We start from the raw sequence: 21479 nt of genomic DNA on the forward strand, positions 1-21479 counted from the left end.
TATTTCGATTATGTGATCACAGGATTTTCAGCTGTGATCACAAGGGGTCATTACGGTTGGCATCACTGGGGCATCAAGGCCCAATAATCCAGATCGAGAAGAACATCCGGTGAATATTTCCCCGCCGCGTCGCGCAGGTTGCCCGCAGCACCCTTGGTCGCGACGGTGCGCAGACGGATCGCACCGACGCCGGGGGCGGGTGTGTCGGCCACGTCCAGCACTTGCGACCATGCCCGTACGGTATCGCCCGCAAAGCAGGGGTTGGCATGTGCCCCGCCGTTCAGCGCCACGATCATCTGCGCGTTGGCCAGACCGTTGAACGACAGCGCCCGCGCGATGCTGATGACGTGACCACCATAGATCAGCCGCCGTCCGTCGGGGCGGTGCGTCGCGTCGAAATGCACCTTGGCCGTGTTCTGCCACAGGCGGGTGGCCAGCATATGCTCTGCCTCTTCCACCGTGACGCCGTCGACGTGGTCGATGATTTCGCCCACCGCATAGTCGCGCAGGCGGTGCGGTTCGCCGGACAGGGTGAAGTCGTAAGCCGTGAGGTCGAGGCCGGGCGGGATCACGAGGTCCGTCACCGCAACGCTGTCGGACAGGGTGGGCACGACGGCTGCGGCTGCGGGGCCGGTGCCGCGTTTGCGCACCATGACCCAGCGCACGTAGGTCAGCAGCACTTCGCCGTGCTGGTTGCGACCCGTGGTGCGGACCCAGACCACGCCGCTGGTGCCGCTGGAGTTTTCCTTGACGCCGATCACCTCGGACGTGGCGGTGATGGTGTCGCCGGGCCACAGCGGCGTGATCCACCGCCCCTCTGCATAGCCTAGGTTCGCCACGGCGTTGAGCGAGATGTCGGGCACCGTCTTGCCGAAGACCGTGTGGAACGTCACCAGATCGTCAAGCGGGCTGTACGGCAGACCGCAGGACTGGGCAAAGGTGTCGGCGGAGTGCAACGCGTGCCGCGCGGGATAGAGCGCGTGATAGAGCGCGCGTTCGCCCATCTTGACCGTGCGCGGGACGGCGTGGGCGATCACCTTGCCCACGCTGTAATCCTCAAAGAAGCGGCCCGGATTGGTCTTGGCCGACGTGGTCCCGGTCATTGCTGGCCCAGTTTCATCTCCGGATCGTAGGGCACCGCGACCTCCTTGGTCACGGCCTGACCGCAGCGCATGACGCCGTTGGCCTGATCGAAGGCATAGGTGGGCGAGCCGTGCAGGGTCCAGCCCTTGGACAGGGCCTCCGACACCTTGTGGCAGAAGGCCGAGGTGTCGTCGGCGGTGAGCAGGCGGTAAAGCGTTGTCATGGGATCATCCGAACGGGTTGTAGCCGAGGGCGGCATGGATGCCCGCCACCACGGCGAACACGACGAAGGTGGCCACGACGGCGATGATTTCCGACTTGATCGGCGGGGCGTGATAGGCGCCGCGCGGACCCTGTGCGCGGTTCAGCAGCACGATTTCCGCCAACGCCCAGGCGGCCATGCCACCAAAGAGCAGGAACGACGGCGTGTCGCCGTTCACCAGCAGGTGGGCGCCGGACCACACGATCACGGCGGTCAGCTGCGGGTGGCGAATCGCCCTTGTCACGCGTGTGCCTTTGCCCGATGCGGCGTAGAGGTAGAAGGCCAGCAGCATCAGAAGGTTGTTGATGCCGGTCATGGCGGCGGTGCGGCCCCAATAGACCTCGCCCACGGCATTGCGATAGCCGATCACCATGAGCACGATCGCCAGCACCGAAAGGACGGCGACGATGATCTTGCCCTTGTCGCCGGCAGCCGCGCGGCTGTCGGGGGCGAGCCGTTTCCAGAAATGGCTTCCCGACCACAGGATCAGGCCAAGCAGGATGAGTATCATGTGCGCTCCAATGCGGCGATGGCGAAGGCCATGGCCAGCGTGGCGCGTGCGGTGACGATATGCAAGTTCTCGACGATGCGGCCGTCCAGCACGGCGACGCCCTGCCCCTCGGCCATGGCGGCGTCGAACGCGGCGATCTGGCGCTGGGCAAGTGCGACGTCATCGGCGCTGGGGCCAAACACGGCGTTGGCGATGGCAAGCTGAGCCGGATGGATCAGCGATTTGCCGTCGAAACCCATATCACGGCCCTGATCGCATTCCGCGCGCAGGCCGTTGTCGTCCTGATAGGCGTTGAACACGCCATCCAGCGCCACGACCCCCGCCGCCCGCGCAGCCAGCAGGCAATGCTGCAGCGCGGTCGTCAGCGCGGCGCGGGTGCGGCTGCCCAGATCCTTGGACAGATCGTTGGTGCCCATGACCATGCCCGCCAGACGAGGGTGCGCGGCGATGGCCTGCGCGTTCAGCATGCCCAGCGGCGTTTCCATCATCGCCCACAGGGGCAGGTCAGGCACCAGGTCCGCGACCGCGTCCAGATCGGCGGGGCCGTTCACCTTTGGCACCAGCACGCCGTCGCAGGCCATGGTGGCCGCGGCGCGGGCATCGTCCGCGCCCCACACCGTGTCCAGCCCGTTGATCCGCACCAGTCGCAGGCGCGGGTCGAAGCCGCCTTGCGCCAGCGCGTCGTGCAGGGTCGCGCGGGCCGCAACCTTGGCATCGGGGGCCACCGCATCCTCGAGGTCGAACAGGATCACGTCGCAGGGCAGGCCGCGCGCCTTGTCCAGCGCACGGAGTTTGGAGCCGGGAATGTAGAGGGCGGAGCGCGTCGGTCGGGTGATCATGAAAGGCCTCGCAACAAAGTTGCGCTCACTTGGCCCGAGATAAAAGGATCAATCAACCGCAAAATGCCGCGATGCGGCATCCATCCGTTGCGGCGGCACCCTCCGTGCCCACCCCGCACGCCCCCGCAAGCCGGTGTTCACGGGCGCGCAGCCAGCCTGCGGTCACACCCTTCAACTTGGAGCATGCCGATGATCCGCCTGCCGCTGCTGACCTGCCTGGCCTTGCTGACACCGTTCCCGGCCAGCGCCCAAGGGGCGACATGCCTGCCCCTCGACGACATGCGCGACCTGCTGCGCCAGCATTACGCCGAGGCACCGCTGGGCCTTGGCCTGACGGCGGACGGTGCAGTGCTGGAGTTGCTGACGGCGGCGGACGGGACGTGGACGATCACGCTGACGACGGCGGGTGGCCCGACCTGCATCGTGGCCAGCGGCACCGCTTTCGGTCTGATGCATCGGGACGGCCTGTATCCATCACAACCAGTTTGAGAAAACGGCAATTATCCGCCAATTGCGCGTATTGTCTGTGCGGTGATGCAACCAAATCCGCTCTGCCTTGGTTGAGTGGCCATAGAGAGACCCGGAATCCTGGGTCTGCATCGAAAGGACGGAACATGAAAAAGTTTCTTGCAACCACCGCACTCGCACTCGTCGTCGCCAATGGCGCTTTCGCCCAGACTGACACCACCACGACCGACACGACAGAGCCTGCAACGACGGATGCACCGATGACCGATGCGCCCGCTGCCGACGGCATGGCGACCGATGCGCCGATGACCGATGAACCCGCTGCCGATGGCATGGCGACCGACGCGCCGATGACCGAAGCACCCGCTGCTGACGGCATGGCGACCGATGACGCGATGGCGACCGACCCGGCAATGGCCGACGCCGCTGCCGCCCCTGTGATGGCGATGGATGGCTATGACACGCTGGTGAACATGGACGTGACCGCCGAAGAGCTGACCGGCGTTGCCGTCTACGGCACCGACGACAACAAGGTGGGTGACATCGGCGACCTCGTGGTCGGCACCGACGGCACCATCACCGAGGTGATCGTCGATGTGGGTGGCTTCCTCGGTCTGGGCGCCAAGCCCGTTGCGATTGCCTACGACAGCATCCAGCTGATGCGTCAGGTCGACGGCACCGACATGCGCGGCTACGTCAGCATGACGCAGGAGCAGTTCGAGGGCATGCCCGCCTATGAAGCACCGATGGACGCTGCAGCCGACGCAGCTGACGACGCGGCCATGAGCGATCCGATGACCGACGATGCCGTGGTGACCGACGATGCAGCGACCACCGATGCAGTCGAGCCGGCACCCGCCAGCAACTGATCGCAGCCGGTCCCCTACAGGGACCAGCCTTGATCATCGGGCCGCCGTCCTTCCGGACGGCGGCCTTTTGCTTGTCCCGGCACCCGCACGACGCGTCCGGCTGCGCCCTTGCGCCACGGGGATCAAAGGACTAACCAAACGCGCAAGTTTCATTCGCACCCACAGCAGGAGCCTTTTCCCATGGCCAGACCCAAGATTGCACTGATCGGCGCCGGACAGATCGGCGGCACGCTTGCCCACCTCGCGGCGGTCAAGGAACTGGGCGATGTCGTCCTGTTCGATATCAGCGAAGGCACCCCGCAGGGCAAGGCGCTGGACATCGCGCAATCCGGTCCCGCCGCCAAGTTCGACGGATCGTTCAAGGGCACCAGCGACTATGCGGACATCGCCGGTGCGGACGTCTGCATCGTCACCGCCGGTGTCCCGCGCAAGCCGGGCATGAGCCGCGACGACCTGCTGGGAATCAACCTGAAGGTGATGAAGGCTGTGGGCGAGGGCATCAAGGCGCATGCGCCCGACGCCTTCGTCATCTGCATCACCAACCCGCTGGACGCGATGGTCTGGGCGCTGCGCGAGTTTTCGGGCCTGCCGCACCACATGGTCTGCGGCATGGCAGGCGTGCTCGATTCGGCGCGCTTCCGCCATTTTCTGGCGGACGAATTCAACGTCTCGATGCGCGACGTGACCGCTTTCGTGCTGGGTGGGCACGGCGACACGATGGTGCCGCTGACGCGCTATTCCACCGTCGGCGGCATTCCCCTGCCCGATCTGGTGGACATGGGCTGGACCACGCAGGACAAGCTTGATGCGATCGTGCAGCGCACCCGCGACGGCGGCGCGGAAATCGTCGGCCTGCTGAAGACTGGCTCCGCCTTCTACGCGCCCGCCACATCCGCCATCGAGATGGCCGAGGCGTTCCTCAAGGACCAGAAGCGTCTGCTGCCCTGTGCCGCCCACGTGGACGGCGCTTACGGCCTTGACGGGTTCTATGTCGGCGTGCCGACGATCATCGGCGCCGGCGGCGTCGAGCGGGTCGTCGAGATCAAGATGGACCGCACCGAACAGGCGATGTTCGACAAGTCGGTCGACGCGGTGAAGGGCCTTGTGGCCGCCTGCAAGGACATCGATCCCGCGCTGGCCTGATCCGGTCATCACGGCACCCTACAGGCGCGTCGCGGCACCGCGGCGCGCCTTTTTCATGCGCGCGACGGCCTCTGACGATGCTGGCGAAGGGGGATCCAATTCTGTGATCACACGATTTGACGCTGTGATCACAAATGTCGGATTTTGCGGGGGTTCCGAAAAGCAGTGGTTCTTTGTTAAATGCGGATGTGGTTGAAGGTGGCGAAGAGTGCGACCCGACCATACCTACGATCCACCCAGACAAGGGACTTGCGATGAACATCCACGAATATCAGGCCAAGGCGCTGCTGCGCACCTATGGTGCCCCCGTCAGCGACGGCCGCCCCGTCACCCGCGCCGAAGATGCCAAGACGGCCGCCGGAGAGCTGGACGGACCGCTGTGGGTGGTCAAGGCGCAGATCCACGCCGGTGGACGCGGCAAGGGTCATTTCAAAGAGGCCGACGCCGGTGACAAGGGCGGCGTGCGTCTGGCCCGGTCGGTCGAGGAAGCCGCGTCCGAGGCCAAGAAGATGCTGGGCCGCACGCTGGTCACGCACCAGACCGGCCCCGCAGGCAAGGTCGTGAACCGCATCTACATTGAGGATGGTGCGGGCATCGAGACCGAACTCTACCTCGCGCTGCTGGTGGACCGTCAAACCAGCCGCATCAGCTTTGTCTGTTCCAGCGAAGGCGGCATGGACATCGAAGAAGTCGCGGCCAACACCCCCGACAAGATCCTGTCGTTCAGCGTCGATCCCGTCACCGGCTATCAGCCGTTCCACGGACGCCGCGTCGCCTTCTCGCTGGGTCTGACCGGTGGTCAGGTGAAGCAATGCGTCACGCTGATGGGACAGCTCTACCGGGCCTTCACCGAGAAGGACATGGAGATGCTGGAGATCAATCCGCTGATCGTGACCGACAAGGGCGACCTGAAGGTGCTGGATGCCAAGGTCAGCTTCGACGGCAACGCCATGTATCGCCATGCCGATATCGCGCAGTTGCGCGACGAGACGGAAGAGGACAGCAAGGAGCTGGCCGCGTCCAAGTACGACCTGAACTACATCGCGCTGGACGGCGAGATCGGCTGCATGGTCAACGGCGCGGGACTGGCGATGGCGACGATGGACATCATCAAGCTTTACGGGGCCGAGCCTGCCAACTTCCTCGACGTGGGCGGTGGCGCCACCAAGGAGAAGGTGACGGAAGCGTTCAAGATCATCACCTCCGATCCGAACGTCAAAGGCATCCTCGTGAACATCTTCGGCGGCATCATGCGCTGCGACGTGATCGCCGAAGGCGTGATCGCCGCGGTCAAGGAAGTGGGCCTGAAGGTGCCGCTGGTCGTCCGGCTGGAAGGCACCAACGTCGAGAAGGGCAAGGAGATCATCCGCAACTCCGGCCTCGACGTGATCGCCGCCGACGACCTGAAGGACGGCGCGCAGAAGATCGTGAAGGCCGTCAAGGGCTGATCGCCACACCGTTCGCGGCGGTCCCCCGCCACCGACCAACCATTCCACGGAGGCCCCCATGGCCATTCTCGTCAACGAAAACACCCGTGTCATCTGTCAGGGCTTCACCGGCTCTCAGGGCACGTTCCATTCCGAACAGGCCATCGCCTATGGCACCAAGATGGTCGGCGGCGTGACCCCCGGCAAAGGTGGTCAGACCCACCTCGACCTGCCGGTGTTCGACTCTGTCCACGAGGCACGGGCCAGCACGCAGGCCAATGCATCGGTGATCTACGTGCCGCCCCCCTTTGCGGCTGACAGCATCCTCGAGGCGATCGACGCCGAGATGGAGCTGATCATCTGCATCACCGAAGGCATCCCGGTGCTGGACATGATGAAGGTGAAGCGCGCGCTGGAAGGCAGCAAGTCCCGCCTGATCGGGCCGAACTGCCCCGGTGTCATCACGCCAGACGCCTGCAAGATCGGCATCATGCCGGGCCACATCCACAAGCGCGGATCGGTCGGTGTCGTGTCGCGGTCCGGAACCCTGACCTATGAGGCGGTCAAGCAGACAACCGACATGGGTCTGGGCCAGTCCACTGCCGTCGGCATCGGCGGTGATCCCATCAAAGGCAGCGAGCACATCGACATCCTCGAGATGTTCCTCGCCGATCCCGAGACGCAGTCGATCATCATGATCGGCGAGATCGGCGGGTCCGCCGAGGAAGAAGCGGCGCAGTTCCTGGCCGATGAACGCCGCGCTGGCCGGTGGAAGCCCACTGCGGGCTTTATCGCCGGTCGCACCGCCCCTCCGGGCCGTCGCATGGGCCATGCGGGCGCCATCGTCGCCGGTGGCAAGGGCGATGCGGAGTCCAAGATCGAGGCGATGAAGGCCGCAGGCATCGTCGTCGCCGAAAGCCCCGCCACGCTGGGCGAGGCGGTTCTGGCCGCCATCGACAAGAAGTAAGCGACCACGGGTGGGCCACCGGGCCCACCCTTTTCCGCGCGGTGTGCCGCTGGCCCATCCATTCGCACAGGTGATCCGATGACCGAACAACCCTCCAACGACGTGTTCCACGCCTCCAGCTTTCTGCAGGGGCACAATGCCGACTACGTCGAACAGCTGTATGCGCGCTATGCGGACAACCCGCAGGCCGTGGACGAAAGCTGGCGCGACTTCTTCAAGTCGCTGGGGGACACGCCCGCAGAGGCGCGGGCGGAGGCCGCCGGCCCGTCGTGGGCCCGCATGGACTGGCCGCCGGTGCCGAACGACGACCTGACGCAGGCGCTGGACGGGCAATGGGCGCAGGAACCCGCAGCGGCGGCCAAGAAGATCGCCGCCAAGGCCGAGGAGAAGGGCACAAGCCTGTCCGAGGCGCAGGTGCGCAGTGCCGTGCTGGACAGCATCCGCGCGCTGATGATCATCCGCGCCTACCGCATCCGGGGCCACCTGATCGCCGATCTGGACCCCTTGGGCATGCGCGAGGTGTCGAACCACCCGGAGCTCGATCCCGCCAACTACGGCTTCACCAAGGCCGACATGGACCGGCCGATCTTCATCGACAACGTGCTCGGCCTCGAGATCGCGACGATGAGCGAGATCATGGCCATCGTGAAGCGCACCTACTGCGGCACGTTTGCCCTGCAATACATGCACATCTCGAACCCCGCCGAGGCCGCGTGGCTGAAGGAGCGGATTGAGGGCTATGGCAAGGAGATCACCTTTACCCAGAACGGGCGCAAGGCGATTCTGAACAAGCTGGTCGAGGCCGAAGGCTTCGAAAAGTTCCTGCATGTGAAATACATGGGCACCAAGCGCTTCGGTCTGGACGGCGGCGAGAGCCTGATCCCCGCCATGGAGCAGATCATCAAGCGCGGCGGGCAACTGGGCCTCGAGGAAGTCGTGATCGGCATGCCGCACCGGGGCCGCCTGTCGGTGCTGGCCAACGTGATGCAGAAGCCCTACCGCGCGATCTTCAACGAGTTTCAGGGCGGCAGCTTCAAGCCCGAGGACGTGGAAGGCTCGGGTGACGTGAAATACCACCTTGGCGCGTCCTCTGACCGGGAATTCGACGGCAATACCGTCCACCTGTCGCTGACCGCCAACCCGTCCCACCTGGAGGCGGTGAACCCCGTCGTGCTGGGCAAGGTCCGTGCCAAGCAGGACCAGAAGAAGGACCGCGACCGCACCAAGGTCATGGCGATCCTGCTGCACGGCGATGCGGCCTTTGCAGGTCAGGGCGTTGTGGCCGAAGGGTTCCAGCTGTCGGGCGTCCGTGGCCACCGGACGGGCGGCACCATGCACATCGTGGTGAACAACCAGATCGGTTTCACCACCGCGCCGCACTTCTCCCGCTCCTCCCCCTACCCCACCGACATCGCCCTGATGGTCGAGGCGCCGATTTTCCATGTCAACGGCGACGACCCCGAGGCCGTGGTCCACGCCGCCCGCGTGGCGACCGAGTTCCGCCAGACGTTCCACAAGGACGTGGTGCTGGACATCATCTGCTACCGCCGCTTCGGTCACAATGAAGGCGACGAGCCGATGTTCACCAACCCGGTGATGTACAACAAGATCAAGAAGCAGAAGACGACGCTGACGCTGTATACCGACCGTCTGGTCAAGGATGGCCTGATTCCCGAGGGCGAGATCGAGGACATGAAGGCGGCGTTTCAGGCCAAGCTGAACACCGAATTCGAGGCGGGCCGCACCTACAAGCCCAACAAGGCCGACTGGCTGGACGGGCGCTGGTCGCATCTGGACCGGGACCGCGACAACTATCAGCGGGGCGAAACCGCGATCAGCACCGACACGTTGGCCGAGGTCGGCCAAGCCCTGACCACCCCGCCCGAAGGGTTCGCCACCCACCGCACCATCGACCGTCTGCTGGAATCGAAAAAGCAGATGTTCGACACCGGCACGGGATTCGACTGGGCCACGGGCGAGGCGCTGGCCCTCGGCTCTCTCGCGGTGGAAGGGTATCCCGTTCGCCTGTCCGGTCAGGACAGCACGCGCGGCACGTTCAGCCAGCGCCATTCGGCGCTGATCGACCAGAACACCGAAGACCGCCATTTCCCGCTGAACCACATCCGCAACGGTCAGGCGCAGTATGAAGTCATCGACTCCATGCTGTCGGAATACGCGGTGCTCGGGTTCGAGTACGGCTATTCGCTGGCCGAACCCAACGCGCTGACCCTGTGGGAGGCGCAGTTCGGCGATTTCGCCAACGGCGCGCAGATCATGTTCGACCAGTTCATCAGCAGCGGCGAAAGCAAGTGGCTGCGGATGTCCGGCCTCGTGTGTCTGCTGCCGCATGGTTACGAGGGGCAAGGCCCGGAACATTCCAGCGCGCGGCTGGAGCGGTTCCTGACGATGTGCGGCAACGACAACTGGATCGTCGCCAACTGCACCACGCCTGCGAACTATTTCCACATCCTGCGCCGCCAGCTGCACCGCAGCTATCGCAAGCCGCTGATCCTGATGACGCCGAAATCCCTGCTGCGCCACAAGCTGGCGGTCAGCGATGCGGCCGATTTCACCACCGGTTCGTCGTTCCACCGCGTGCTGTGGGACGATGCGGAAAAGGGTCACTCGGACACAAAACTGCTGCCCGACGATCAGATCAAGCGGGTGGTGATGTGTTCCGGCAAGGTCTATTTCGACCTGCTGGAAGAGCGTGACGCGCGCGGCATCACCGACACCTACATCCTGCGGTTCGAGCAGTTCTATCCGTTCCCCGCACAGTCCGCGGTGGCCGAACTGCAGCGGTTCACCAACGCCGAGATGGTCTGGTGTCAGGAAGAGCCCAAGAACCAGGGGGCATGGTCCTTCATGGAGCCGAACCTTGAGTGGTGCCTGACCCGGATCAAGGCCAAACACACGCGCCCCGTCTATGCGGGACGTGCCGCATCCGCCTCGCCCGCGACGGGTCTGGCCAGCCAGCACAAGGCCCAGCAAGCCGCCCTCGTGGCAGAGGCCCTGAATATCGAAGGAAAAGCCCAATGAGCACCGAAGTCCGCGTCCCCACACTGGGCGAATCCGTCACCGAGGCGACCGTCGCCACATGGTTCAAGAAGCCCGGCGACACCGTCGCCGTGGACGAGATGCTGTGCGAACTGGAAACCGACAAGGTGACCGTCGAGGTGCCCAGCCCCGTCGCAGGCACCCTGAGCGAGATCGTCGCCGCAGAAGGCGAAACGGTCGGCGTCGATGCCCTGCTGGCGCAGATCAGCGAAGGCGGCACCGACAGCGCCGCCCCCGCAGCCCCCAAGGCCGACGCCAAGGCGGAGAAATCCGGTGCGGATCAGGCCGCCAAGGCCGATGACGTGCCGACCGCCGCAGGCGAGGATGCGCCCACTGAAAGCCCTGCACAGGGTGGCACCGATACCGTGAACGCGGGCCCCGAAGAGACGAAGCTGCGCGATCCGCAGGATGCGCCGTCCGCGCAAAAGATGATGGCCGACAAGGGCATCGAGCGCGACGCGGTGACGGGCACCGGGCGCGACGGCCGCGTGATGAAGGAAGACGTGCTGAAGGCGCTGTCGCAGCCACGCGCCGACGCCCCGAAGCCCGCGCCCCGCGCGCCCACCCCCGCCGGTCAGGCCGACCGCGAGGAGCGGGTCAAGATGACCCGCCTGCGCCAGACCATCGCCCGCCGCCTGAAGGAGGCGCAGAACACCGCCGCCATGCTGACCACCTACAACGAGGTGGACATGGGCGCGATCATGGCCCTGCGCGATGAATACAAGGATCTGTTCCTGAAGAAACATGGCGTGAAGCTGGGCTTCATGTCGTTCTTCACCAAGGCCTGCATCCACGCCCTGCACGAAGTGCCGGAAGTGAATGCCGAGATCGACGGCACCGACGTGGTCTACAAGAACTACGTCAACATGGGCATCGCCGCAGGCACGCCCACCGGCCTCGTGGTGCCGGTGCTGAAGGACGCCGACCAGATGTCCTTCGCCGGGATCGAAAAGGCGATTGCCGAAATGGGCGGCAAGGCCCGCGACGGCAAGCTGAGCATGGCCGACATGCAGGGCGGCACCTTCACCATCTCGAACGGTGGCGTCTATGGCTCGTTGATGTCCTCGCCGATCCTGAACCCCCCGCAGTCGGGCATCCTCGGCATGCACAAGATCCAGGACCGCCCGATGGCGATCAACGGCAAGGTCGAGATCCGCCCAATGATGTATCTGGCGCTGTCCTACGACCACCGCATCGTGGACGGCAAAGGCGCCGTGACCTTCCTCGTCCGGGTCAAGGAAGCGCTGGAAGATCCGCGTCGGTTGTTGATGGATCTGTAACGCGCCATGTCGACCACAGCGCCAACGATCACGGTTGTCCTTGCAACCTATAACGGTGAACGTTTCATCGAGGAGCAGCTGCAAAGCCTCCTCGATCAGACGCGTCAGCCTGACGAAGTGATCGTTTCGGATGACGCATCTGATGATGCGACGATAGAGATCGTCGATAAATATCTGGTGCAATTTAAGTGCCTGACCGTGTTTTTGAAGAACAACACACCCAAAGGGTTTCGCAAAAACTTCGCCGATGCGGCAGCCCAAGCCACTTCTGATTTCATCGCATTCTGCGATCAGGACGACGTGTGGGAACCGGAAAAGCTTGCGATATGTAGCGCGCACCTCGACGATACTGACGTGTTTATGGTTGTCCACCAATCAACATTGATAGATGCCGACGGGCTTCAGATCGGAATATTTCATCAAGGCATAGAATCCACCCAAAAGATCGGACCGTTCAGCCGAGATCTTTGGAGCGTTTATGCCGGCTTCTCCACTGTCGTGAGAAGTAGTTTTTTTAAATGTTTGCCGTTTGAACAATTCCCGAGAGATTACATTGCACCGCAGCATCGACTGGCCCATGATCGCTGGACACATGCTATGGCGCAGATCTGTGGCTGCACTGTCGAAATTGCGGCCCCTCTCGTCCGGTACCGCCAGCATGGGGCCAATGTATATGGCGCGGGTACAGCAAAGGCACCTGCACTGAAGTCCAGATCGGCGCTTGCAGCGAAAAATGCAGCTTATATCGAGTACGTCGATGATTTGACAGATATTTTAAAAAATCTGTCGAACTCTTCGTTGTTGCAGTCACCCCTCTGCGACCGTGACAGAAGCAATGGCATACTTTGCCAAGCAGCAAAGGAGGTTCGTAATCGGCAGGACATCTATAAGTCCTTCCGCATCTATGCGCCCCTTCTGGTTGTTCGCAATTTGCTTAACGGGACATATCAAGACGTCGTCACTGGAAATTTTCGAAAATCGTCTTTCCTTCGTGATGTTTCATCTGTTGTTTCACCGTAAGAGGCCCACTCATGCAACTCCTCACCCGCACAACCGTCACCGACTTTGCCGCGTTCAAGGCGGCCTTCGATGCGGAAGCCGAGAAGCGGTCCGACGCCGGCCTGACCCTGCTGCAGATATGGCAGGACGCGGACAGCCCCGGTACCGTCGTCTGCCTGTTCGAGGTCAACGACCGCGCCCGCGCCAAGGCCTGGCTGAACGCCGAGGTGCAGACCGGGACGGATGTCACGGGACAGTTCCTTAAAACGGTATAGGTATGACGCAGGGCCGCGTGGCCCGTCATAAGGTTGTCCCATGTTCACGAATATCTTCTCCATCCTCGCCCTCTACGGTCTGTGGGTGCTGGTCCTGATCAACGGGCAGGCGCTGCTGGCCATCGGCCAGAAGGGTCTTGGCGCGATGCTTGGCCCGCGCGACGACGTGGGTGAGCTGACGGGTGCCGCGGGCCGGCTGGACCGTGCCAGCGCCAATTCCGTGACCGCGCTGGCGCTGTTCGCACCCGCCGTCTTGCTGCAGGCGACCCAGCCCATGGTCCTGGACAGCGCCTTGCTGGCGGCACAGGTGTTCCTCGCAGCCCGCATCCTCTATCCCGTCATCTACGTCGCCGGCATACCCGGCCTGCGCACCATCGTCTGGACGGCAGGCATGCTGGCGACCGTCTGGCTTTACGTGGTGGCGCTATGACGACCGAACTGACCGTCCTGACCCTTGCCGGTCTGCTGCAGGTGCTGCAGATGATCTGGATGTCGGCCGCCGCAAATCGCGAATTGCCCGCTGGCAAGACGATGGGCCCGCGCGATCCCGGCCGGCTGGGCAAACCGCTGACCGAACAGGTCAGTCCCCGCACCGGCCGCCTGTTCCGCGCCGCCAACAACCATTTCGAGGGGTTGATCATGTTCACCCTCGCCGTCGTCGTCGTCACGCTGGGTGACAAGACGACGGGCCTGACCGCCGCCTGCGCGTGGATCTATCTGGGCGCGCGCATCGCCTACGTGCCCTGCTACTACTTCGGCCTGACGCCATGGCGCTCTGTCGTCTGGATGATCGGCTTCGGCGCCACGACACTCATGCTTCTCTCTGCCCTCATCTGAACGGAGGCCCCCATGGCCAGCTACGACGTCATCATCATCGGTTCCGGCCCCGGCGGCTATGTCTCCGCCATCCGCTGCGCGCAGCTGGGCCTGAAGGTCGCCTGCGTCGAAGGGCGCGAGACGCTGGGCGGCACCTGCCTGAACGTGGGCTGCATCCCGTCCAAGGCGCTGCTGCACGCGACCGAGATGTTGCACGAGGCGCAGCACAACTTTGCCGACATGGGCCTGACCGGGGCCGCGCCGACCGTCGACTGGTCCGCGATGCAGGCCTACAAGGACAAGACGGTGGGCCAGAACACCGGCGGGATCGAGTTCCTGTTCAAGAAGAACAAGGTCGACTGGCTGAAAGGCTGGGGGTCGATTCCGGAAGCGGGCCGCGTCAAGGTCGGCGACGCGGTCCACGAGGCCAAGCACATCATCATCGCCACCGGGTCAGAGGCGAGCCCGCTGAAGGGCGTCACGGTCGAGGAGGACACCGTCGTGACGTCCACCGGCGCGCTGAAACTGGGCCGCATACCCGAGACGATGGTCGTCATCGGCGCCGGCGTCATCGGGCTGGAGCTGGGGTCGGTCTATGCCCGCCTTGGCACCGATGTGACGGTGGTCGAATACCTTGATGCGATCACGCCGGGGCAGGATGCCGAAATCGCGCGGCAGTTCCAGAAGATGCTGACGAAGCAGGGGATCAGGTTCGTCCTCGGTGCTGCGGTGCAGGGCGTCACGGTCGAGGGGGCGAAGGCCACCGTCGCCTATAAGATGCGCAAGGACGATGCCGAGGCCACGCTGACCGCCGACACGGTGCTGCTGGCGACGGGTCGTCGCCCGTTCCTTGACGGTCTGGGGCTGGAGTCGCTGGGCGTGACGCTGACCGACCGAGGCCAGATTGCCGTGAACGACCGCTATGCCACCAACGTCGCCGGCATCCATGCCATCGGCGACGCGATCGCGGGCCCGATGCTGGCGCACAAGGCCGAGGACGAGGGCATGGCGGTAGCCGAGATCCTTGCCGGGCAGCATGGCCACGTGAATTACGGCGTCATTCCCGGCGTGATTTATACCCACCCCGAGGTCGCATCGGTCGGCGAGACCGAAGAGACGCTCAAGAGCGCGGGCCGCGCCTACAAGGTCGGCAAGTTCCCCTTCATGGGTAACGCGCGGGCAAAGGCGAACTTCATGGGCGACGGGTTCGTCAAGATCCTGGCCGACAAGGAGACGGACCGCATTCTGGGCGCGCACATCATCGGTCCGATGGCAGGCGACCTGATCCACGAGATCTGCGTGGCGATGGAATTCGGCGCAGCCGCAGAGGATCTGGCCCGCACCTGCCACGCCCACCCGACCTATTCGGAGGCGGTCCGCGAAGCGGCACTTGCCTGTGGCGATGGTGCGATCCACGCCTGACGCCCGTCACGACGCGACACCGCGCATTGCACCCTCGACAGCGGCAATGACCGCCGTCGGGGTGACCGGTGGACCTTGGCTGCTATGATCGGCACCACCACACCTTTTCAAGGCGATACACGCGTCGGTCACGCACGGCCTAAGCCCGCCGTGCCATTGTGCCTGTTGGGTCCGTTCGATCCGTCGTCGGTCTGAACGCGGTCAGCCGGCAGAGCAGCTACGGCATCAGCCACGGGACCCGCTGGCCCGTGCCATAGAGACCCCAAAGTCCGGTCCGATTCGCCTGCCTGCAAGGCTTTCCGGCTGTTATCGTCGGGCCGCGAGGGCGCTACCCCTAAGTGGTGTCAAATCAAGAATTAAAAAAAGCTGACCAAACAGGCAGAAAAGGTTAAAGTGTGGCAACTTCCTGACAAAAACTTAATCGATGCCATCTTTTTGACAAAAAGCCTTTCGAAGCCTTTTGTGTGCTTTCCCTGTGGAGCGTGCAATGCAAATTGATCATTCGGACGGTCATGCGGAGTCGCGTGATGTCAGGCATGGCCTGTCAGGGCACATCTGGACAGCGGCATTCTTCAGTCTGTTCCTCAATCTCCTGACACTGACCGGCCCGATTTTCATGTTGCAGACCTACGACCGGGTGTTGAGTGCCCGGTCCGAACCGACGCTGATTGCACTGATGCTGATCGTGACATTCCTGTTTGCCATGTTGGGCCTACTAGACTGGGCCCGTCAACGATTGATGACACGGTTGGGCTGGCAATTTCAAGCGCGACTGGATCGCGGGATCTTTCAAGCCACCATCGATCATTCGGTCGTGCAAACCAGGCCACGTCAAGCGACCGATGCCAGTCAGCCGCTGCGCGATGTCGAGGCGTTGCGCAATTTCTATGCCTCCCCGGTCTTCGCGGCCTTGTTCGATGCGCCGTTCGCACCCCTCTTCCTGATCGGCCTCGGATTCTTCCATCCACTGATCGGCATCTTTGCATTCGTGGGCGGTCTCATCCTCGTGCTGTCGGCAGTGGCCAACCAATTGATGACACGGGTCAGCGCCGTGAAAGCCGCCGTCGCAAGTCACGAATCGGATCGCTATTCTGATCAGATCCGCAACGAAGCCGAGACGATCCACAGCCTTGGCATGCAGAGCAACGCGTTTGCCCGCTGGGACGAGACGCGGTCGAACGCGCTGCAGCACAGTCTGCGTGCCATCGATCTGGGCGGGAACTTCGCCACCCTGTCGCGTGTGTTCCGCCTGTTCCTGCAGTCGGCCATGCTCGGTCTTGGTGCCTGGCTCGTCCTGCGGGGCGAGATCACGGCCGGCGTGATGATCGCGTCCTCGATCCTGCTGGCGCGGGCATTGTCGCCGGTCGAAAGCCTCGTCAATCAATAAAGCATGGTGCAGCGCGCGTGGCGGGCCAGGGACAGCCTCGCGGCCCTGCTGGCGGCCGAACCCGTGGCGCGGCCGAAGGTCAGCCTACCACGGCCCAGCGCCCTGCTGGATATCCGCCAGATTTCCGTCGTGCCGCCGCAAAGCAAGGCCCCGACGCTGCGGCGGGTCAGTTTCGACCTGCGTCCCGGCGAGGCGGTCGGCGTCATCGGGTCGAGCGGGTCCGGCAAATCGACGCTCGCCCGCGCTTTGACCGGGGTGTGGCCGCTGGCCAGCGGCAAGATATGCTGGATGGCGCACCGCTGGATCAGTACGACCCGGAACGGCTGGCGCATCTGATCGGCTACTTGCCGCAGCGTGTCTGTCTGTTCGATGGGACTGTCGCGGAAAACATCGCGCGTCTGGCCCGCGACTTTGACAACGACCGGGTCATCAACGCCGCGCGACGTGCCGGGGCCCACAGGATGATCCAGAAGCTGCCACACGGCTACGACACACCCTTGCAGAATATCGGAACGCAACTGTCCGGTGGCCAGATGCAGCGCATCGGCCTTGCGCGGGCACTCTATGGCGACCCGGTCGTGCTGATCTTGGACGAACCAAATTCGAGCCTCGACAACGAGGGGTCGATGGCCCTGAACGCCGCGATCGCCGCGATGAAGGCCGCGGGGGGTGCGGTGCTGATCATGGCCCACCGTCCGGCCGCGATCAAGGAATGCGACCGCCTGCTGATGCTCGAGAATGGCGGGCGGAATGCCTTCGGCCCGCGCGAGACGGTGACGGCCGACATGCTGTCGAATGTGCGCGTCATCCAGAAGACCGCCCAGATCAGTGCAGGCAGCCTGTCATGACACCCCAGCCCGCGCAGTTTTCCGCCCGCGCACCGCGCATCATTGGCCTGTGCGTGATCGGCCTGCTGATCGCGGGTTTTGGCGGCTGGGCCATGACGGCGCAGATCAGCGGCGCGGTCATGGCGGCGGGTCGCGTGGTCGTCGAACAGAACCGACAGGCGGTCCAGCATCTGGATGGGGGCCGCGTGGCCGCCGTCATCGTCAAGGAAGGCGACACCGTGGCTGCCGGCGATGTCCTGTTGGAACTGGATCCGACGGTCGCGCAGTCCGAACTGGCGATCATCGAGAACCAGCTTTACGAGCTGATGGCGCGGCGTGGCCGACTGGAGGCCGAACGTGACGGCGCGGCGCAGATCGCCTTCGATCCGGAACTGGTGGCGCTGGCTGCGCGCGACCCGCACGTGGACGATCTGGTCGAGGGCCAGTTGTCGTTGTTCGAGGCGCGCCGCGACACCCAGCGACGGACGATCGAGCAGTTTCACAACCAGCAGGCGCAACTGGTCGACCAGATTGCCGGCGTCGATGCCCAGATGTCAGCCAGCGACCGCCAGATCGCGCTGGTCGGGACCGAAGCGACCGTGCAGCAGTCGCTCGTGGACCGGCAATTGGCCCCGATCGAACGGATCCTGACGCTGCAGCGCGAGGATGCACGCCTGTCCGGCCTGCAGGGCGAACTGATGGCGCGTCGCGCGCAGGCGATGGAACGACGGACCGAAATCGACCTCGAGATCCTGCGACTGCAAACCGAGCGGCGCGAAGAGGCCATCACGACCTTGCGCGACATTTCAGTGCCCGAGGCCGAAAGCGCGGAACGGCGCGCGACCCTGATCAGGCAGCTCGCCTTCATGCAGGTCAGGGCCCAGGTGTCAGGCATCGTCTATGACATCAAGGTCTTCGGCCCCGGCGCCGTCATCCGTCCGGCCGATGCGCTTTTGTTCATCGTGCCGCAGGACCGCCCGCTCGTCATCGCAGCCCGGGTCGATCCGATCGACGTGGACAAGATCCGGTCGGAGCTGGATGTCGTCCTGCGCTTTCCGACGTTCAACCTCAGCAATACCCCCGATCTGTTGGGCAAGGTGACGCGGATTTCGCCAGATGCGTTCACGGACCCTGCAACGGGCCGCACTTTCTATGCGGCCGACATCTCGCTCGCGGCCGAGGAGCTGGAGAAGTTGGCAGAGGGCCAGATCCTGGTGCCCGGCATGCCGGTCGACTGCTTCATCGACACCGGGGCACATACACCATTCGCATATCTGACGGATCCACTGGTGCGTTATTTCTCGCGCGCGATGCGGGAAACCAGTTGATACATGGAATTTACAAAAGCTGAGTATCAGAAGAATCCGATTTCAAATTAAGTTGTCATAAGCGGTTCTTTGTTACCCCATTACCCGCAATCAGATTTAAGATCATTCCATTTCCAGACGGCCATGCAGATTTCGCTCTGCGTGACGCCTGCATTTGCATGATGACACTATTTCTTCGTCGAAATTCAAAAGGTTTCATGGAACGGATCGGTCTGAAATATTTCGGTATCCACCCCAGATGGGGATATGGCGCACATTTGACCTGACGTTCAATGACCGTGGACAGAATCATAGTGTTCACGTCCGAATATGAAATTTCCGCCGCATCACGGATATTTCATGTTCTCGTTTTCAATTCAATCCTGTGGGGGAATACATCATGGCACTGAAATCTGCAGCGACGGCGTGGGCTCTGGTCGGTGGACCGGCCTGGCTTGGTGGCACACCCGGGTCCGACAACGGCGACCTGAAGAAGGCTGGTGTGAACCGGGCCAACGGTGGCGCCGGCAACGACCACATTTCTGGCACCGACAACACGGACGCCATTATCGGGGGGGCCGGCAACGATTTCCTGCGCGGTCTGGGCGGCGCCGACTTTCTGTTCGGGGACGCCGGCAACGACATTCTGCTGGGTGACGAAGCGTCGGACGCCGTCGGTGGCGCGGACGAGCTGTCCGGCGGGACGGGCGACGATGCCCTCGCGGGTGGTGCAGGGAACGACCAACTGGCCGGCGGCACCGGTGCCGACCTGCTGATCGGCGGAACCGGTGACGACACCCTGATGGGCGAGGCCGGCAATGACCTGCTGCTGGGCGGGTCGGACGACGACACGATGGACGGCGGCAACGACAACGACGTCATGGCCGGACAGGCCGGTGACGACATCATGAGGGGCGGCAGCGGTCACGACGCGATGACCGGCGGCACCGGCGACGACGATCTGTACGGCGGGACCGGAAACGACGTCCTCGCGGGCAACGAGGGCGACGACTACATCAACGGTGGCGATGGCAATGACGTCATTGCCGGCGGCAGCGGCGACGACACGATCCGCGCCGGAAACGGGGCCGACTTTGCATATGGTGGCCGTGGCGATGACGTCATGATGGGCGAGCGCGGCGACGACTATCTGTCGGGCGACGCGGGCCGCGACAACATCCAGGGCGGCGCCGGCGACGACGTCATCTTCGGTGGCGCCGACAACGACCGGATCGAAGGTGGCGACAACGCCGACTGCATCTCCGGTGGCGATGGCAACGACGTGATCTGGGGCGACAATGCCGACGGCCAGATCGCCCAGGGCGAAGCCAGCGACATGATCTCCGGCGGCGCCGGTGACGACACGATCCGCGCCGGTCAGGACGACGACATGGTGACGGGCGACGATGGCAATGACTTCATTTATGGCGATGTCGGTATGGACATCCTCGCCGGCAACATGGGTAACGACACGATCTATGGCGGCACCAAGGACGACCAGATCCGCGGCAACAGCGGCAACGACCAGCTGTATGGCGACGACGGCAACGACGTGATCGGCGGCGACGACGGCATGGACCGGCTGTTCGGTGGCAATGGCGACGACTGCCTCGATGGCGGTTCCGGCACCGACACCCTCTCCGGCGGTGCGGGGAACGACCGGATGGATGGTGGTACCGGGAACGACACGCTGGAAGGCGGCACCGGCAACGACTTCCTCTTTGGCAACGCCGGCAACGATCGCCTGGTCGGTGACACGGGCATCCGCAACGGCGGCAACGACGTGCTGCTGGGTGGGACCGGCAACGACACCCTGCTGGGCGGCAAGGGCGACGACTGCCTGATCGCCGACGAGGGCAACGACACGCTGACGGGTGGCGCCGACGGTGACGATTTCGTCTTTGGCCACGAGATCAACACGGATGGCGACCCGGAGGGTGAGATCGAAAGCCTGACCTTCGGCGACAACGTGATCACGGACTTCGACGACGACAACGGCGACCGTATCGTGTTCCACACCGCCTTCGAGGGGACGCTCGATGCGACGATCGATGGCGACGACGTCATCATCACGTCGCCCGGCGGCTCGGTGCGCGTCGTGGGCCTGATGAACGAACTCGAGGGGCTGGACGCCTCGGATCCGTTCTTCGACCCGTCCATGCTGATCGACTTCCTGACCAAGCCGGGCGAGGACGGCGACGGCAAGGGCATCATCGTGTTCGAGGACAAGGTCGTCACGCTGCCGGACTGCGATGCCACGCAGGCCGAAGTGGGATGCGAGATGGTCGATCTGGACGACTACTGCTTCACCATCGACCTCGACACCATACGCGTGGGCAACACCACGATCAGCGCATCCGAGGCGCAGATCGCGGACCTGTACGTCGAGGATGACGCAAACGTCAGCGTCAGCGGCAATGCCGTGGTCATCAACCTGTTGGCCGAAATGAACCTCTGATCCGTCGTGCCGCGCCCGTCGTGCGGGCACGGCAAGACGGGGGCTGGCGGATCATCCAACCCGCCAGCCCCGCCCCGCGCCT

19 protein-coding genes and 1 pseudogene are annotated in these 21479 nt (G+C 63.9%); 16 read left to right on the forward strand and 4 right to left on the reverse strand.

The window, feature by feature from the left end; genetic code table 11:
- Positions 1-62 precede the first annotated feature (62 nt).
- The 4 genes from BMX16_RS08320 to BMX16_RS08335 are packed head-to-tail and all read right to left on the reverse strand — an operon-like array spanning position 63 to position 2695.
- On the reverse strand, positions 63-1103 hold the full coding sequence (locus BMX16_RS08320) for a MaoC family dehydratase (RefSeq protein ID WP_089901585.1): 1041 nt from the start codon (positions 1101-1103) through the stop codon (positions 63-65).
- Complete coding sequence (locus BMX16_RS08325) at positions 1100-1306, reverse strand: DUF1737 domain-containing protein (protein WP_089901588.1); 207 nt, start codon at positions 1304-1306, stop codon at positions 1100-1102. Before BMX16_RS08325 ends, BMX16_RS08320 begins: the two co-directional genes overlap by 4 nt.
- Before the next feature lie 4 nt (positions 1307-1310).
- Positions 1311-1856 (reverse strand): NnrU family protein, encoded by a 546-nt coding sequence (locus BMX16_RS08330; RefSeq protein ID WP_089901591.1) that lies wholly within the window; start codon positions 1854-1856, stop codon positions 1311-1313.
- Positions 1853-2695, reverse strand: a complete 843-nt coding sequence (locus tag BMX16_RS08335; RefSeq protein WP_089901593.1) for an HpcH/HpaI aldolase/citrate lyase family protein — start codon at positions 2693-2695, stop codon at positions 1853-1855. The genes BMX16_RS08330 and BMX16_RS08335 overlap by 4 nt, the downstream gene beginning before the upstream one ends.
- 189 nt (positions 2696-2884) lie before the next feature.
- Between BMX16_RS08335 and BMX16_RS08340 the strand changes: the two genes are divergently transcribed.
- The 16 genes and pseudogenes from BMX16_RS08340 to BMX16_RS08410 all read left to right on the forward strand — a co-directional run bounded on the left by BMX16_RS08340 (position 2885) and on the right by BMX16_RS08410 (position 21397).
- Positions 2885-3184, forward strand: a complete 300-nt coding sequence (locus BMX16_RS08340; protein ID WP_089901597.1) for a hypothetical protein — start codon at positions 2885-2887, stop codon at positions 3182-3184.
- A 125-nt stretch (positions 3185-3309) separates the two neighbouring features.
- Positions 3310-4032 carry a PRC-barrel domain-containing protein gene (locus tag BMX16_RS08345; RefSeq protein WP_089901600.1) on the forward strand — a complete coding sequence of 241 codons (723 nt, stop codon included), beginning with the start codon at positions 3310-3312 and terminating at the stop codon, positions 4030-4032.
- Between the two features lie 180 nt (positions 4033-4212).
- The gene (gene mdh / locus BMX16_RS08350) at positions 4213-5175 is read left to right on the forward strand and encodes a malate dehydrogenase (RefSeq protein WP_089901603.1); all 963 of its coding nucleotides are present in this window, start codon (positions 4213-4215) and stop codon (positions 5173-5175) included.
- Positions 5176-5429: 254 nt separating this feature from the next.
- The gene (gene sucC, locus BMX16_RS08355; protein ID WP_089901606.1) at positions 5430-6623 is read left to right on the forward strand and encodes an ADP-forming succinate--CoA ligase subunit beta; all 1194 of its coding nucleotides are present in this window, start codon (positions 5430-5432) and stop codon (positions 6621-6623) included.
- A gap of 58 nt (positions 6624-6681) precedes the next feature.
- Entirely contained in the window at positions 6682-7569 is an 888-nt protein-coding gene (gene sucD / locus BMX16_RS08360) for a succinate--CoA ligase subunit alpha (RefSeq protein ID WP_089901609.1), read from the forward strand.
- Positions 7570-7647: 78 nt separating this feature from the next.
- Positions 7648-10608 (forward strand): 2-oxoglutarate dehydrogenase E1 component, encoded by a 2961-nt coding sequence (locus BMX16_RS08365; protein WP_089901612.1) that lies wholly within the window; start codon positions 7648-7650, stop codon positions 10606-10608.
- Positions 10605-11906: a 2-oxoglutarate dehydrogenase complex dihydrolipoyllysine-residue succinyltransferase gene (odhB, locus tag BMX16_RS08370; RefSeq protein ID WP_089901615.1), complete on the forward strand. Its 1302-nt coding sequence runs from the start codon at positions 10605-10607 to the stop codon at positions 11904-11906. The genes BMX16_RS08365 and odhB overlap by 4 nt, the downstream gene beginning before the upstream one ends.
- 6 nt (positions 11907-11912) lie before the next feature.
- Complete coding sequence (locus BMX16_RS08375) at positions 11913-12926, forward strand: glycosyltransferase (RefSeq protein WP_089901618.1); 1014 nt, start codon at positions 11913-11915, stop codon at positions 12924-12926.
- 11 nt (positions 12927-12937) lie between these two features.
- Positions 12938-13180 (forward strand): hypothetical protein, encoded by a 243-nt coding sequence (locus BMX16_RS08380; RefSeq protein ID WP_089901621.1) that lies wholly within the window; start codon positions 12938-12940, stop codon positions 13178-13180.
- 40 nt (positions 13181-13220) lie between these two features.
- Positions 13221-13610: an MAPEG family protein gene (locus BMX16_RS08385; protein ID WP_089901625.1), complete on the forward strand. Its 390-nt coding sequence runs from the start codon at positions 13221-13223 to the stop codon at positions 13608-13610.
- A complete protein-coding gene (locus tag BMX16_RS08390) occupies positions 13607-14017 on the forward strand; it encodes an MAPEG family protein (RefSeq protein WP_089901628.1) in 411 nt (136 codons plus the stop codon). The genes BMX16_RS08385 and BMX16_RS08390 overlap by 4 nt, the downstream gene beginning before the upstream one ends.
- A 12-nt stretch (positions 14018-14029) precedes the next feature.
- Positions 14030-15418 carry a dihydrolipoyl dehydrogenase gene (gene lpdA / locus BMX16_RS08395; protein WP_089901631.1) on the forward strand — a complete coding sequence of 463 codons (1389 nt, stop codon included), beginning with the start codon at positions 14030-14032 and terminating at the stop codon, positions 15416-15418.
- Between the two features lie 475 nt (positions 15419-15893).
- Positions 15894-16805 carry an ABC transporter transmembrane domain-containing protein gene (locus tag BMX16_RS17945; RefSeq protein ID WP_245731429.1) on the forward strand — a complete coding sequence of 304 codons (912 nt, stop codon included), beginning with the start codon at positions 15894-15896 and terminating at the stop codon, positions 16803-16805.
- A 102-nt stretch (positions 16806-16907) separates the two neighbouring features.
- Positions 16908-17653, forward strand: a pseudogene (locus BMX16_RS17950) (ATP-binding cassette domain-containing protein).
- Positions 17650-18960: an HlyD family type I secretion periplasmic adaptor subunit gene (locus BMX16_RS08405; RefSeq protein ID WP_089901633.1), complete on the forward strand. Its 1311-nt coding sequence runs from the start codon at positions 17650-17652 to the stop codon at positions 18958-18960. Before BMX16_RS17950 ends, BMX16_RS08405 begins: the two are co-directional and overlap by 4 nt.
- Before the next feature lie 379 nt (positions 18961-19339).
- On the forward strand, positions 19340-21397 hold the full coding sequence (locus tag BMX16_RS08410; RefSeq protein WP_143058005.1) for a calcium-binding protein: 2058 nt from the start codon (positions 19340-19342) through the stop codon (positions 21395-21397).
- The last annotated feature ends 82 nt before the right edge of the window (positions 21398-21479 follow it).

It is taken from the genome of Loktanella fryxellensis, from assembly GCF_900110065.1.
GTDB classification, from domain to species: Bacteria; Pseudomonadota; Alphaproteobacteria; order Rhodobacterales; family Rhodobacteraceae; genus Loktanella; species Loktanella fryxellensis.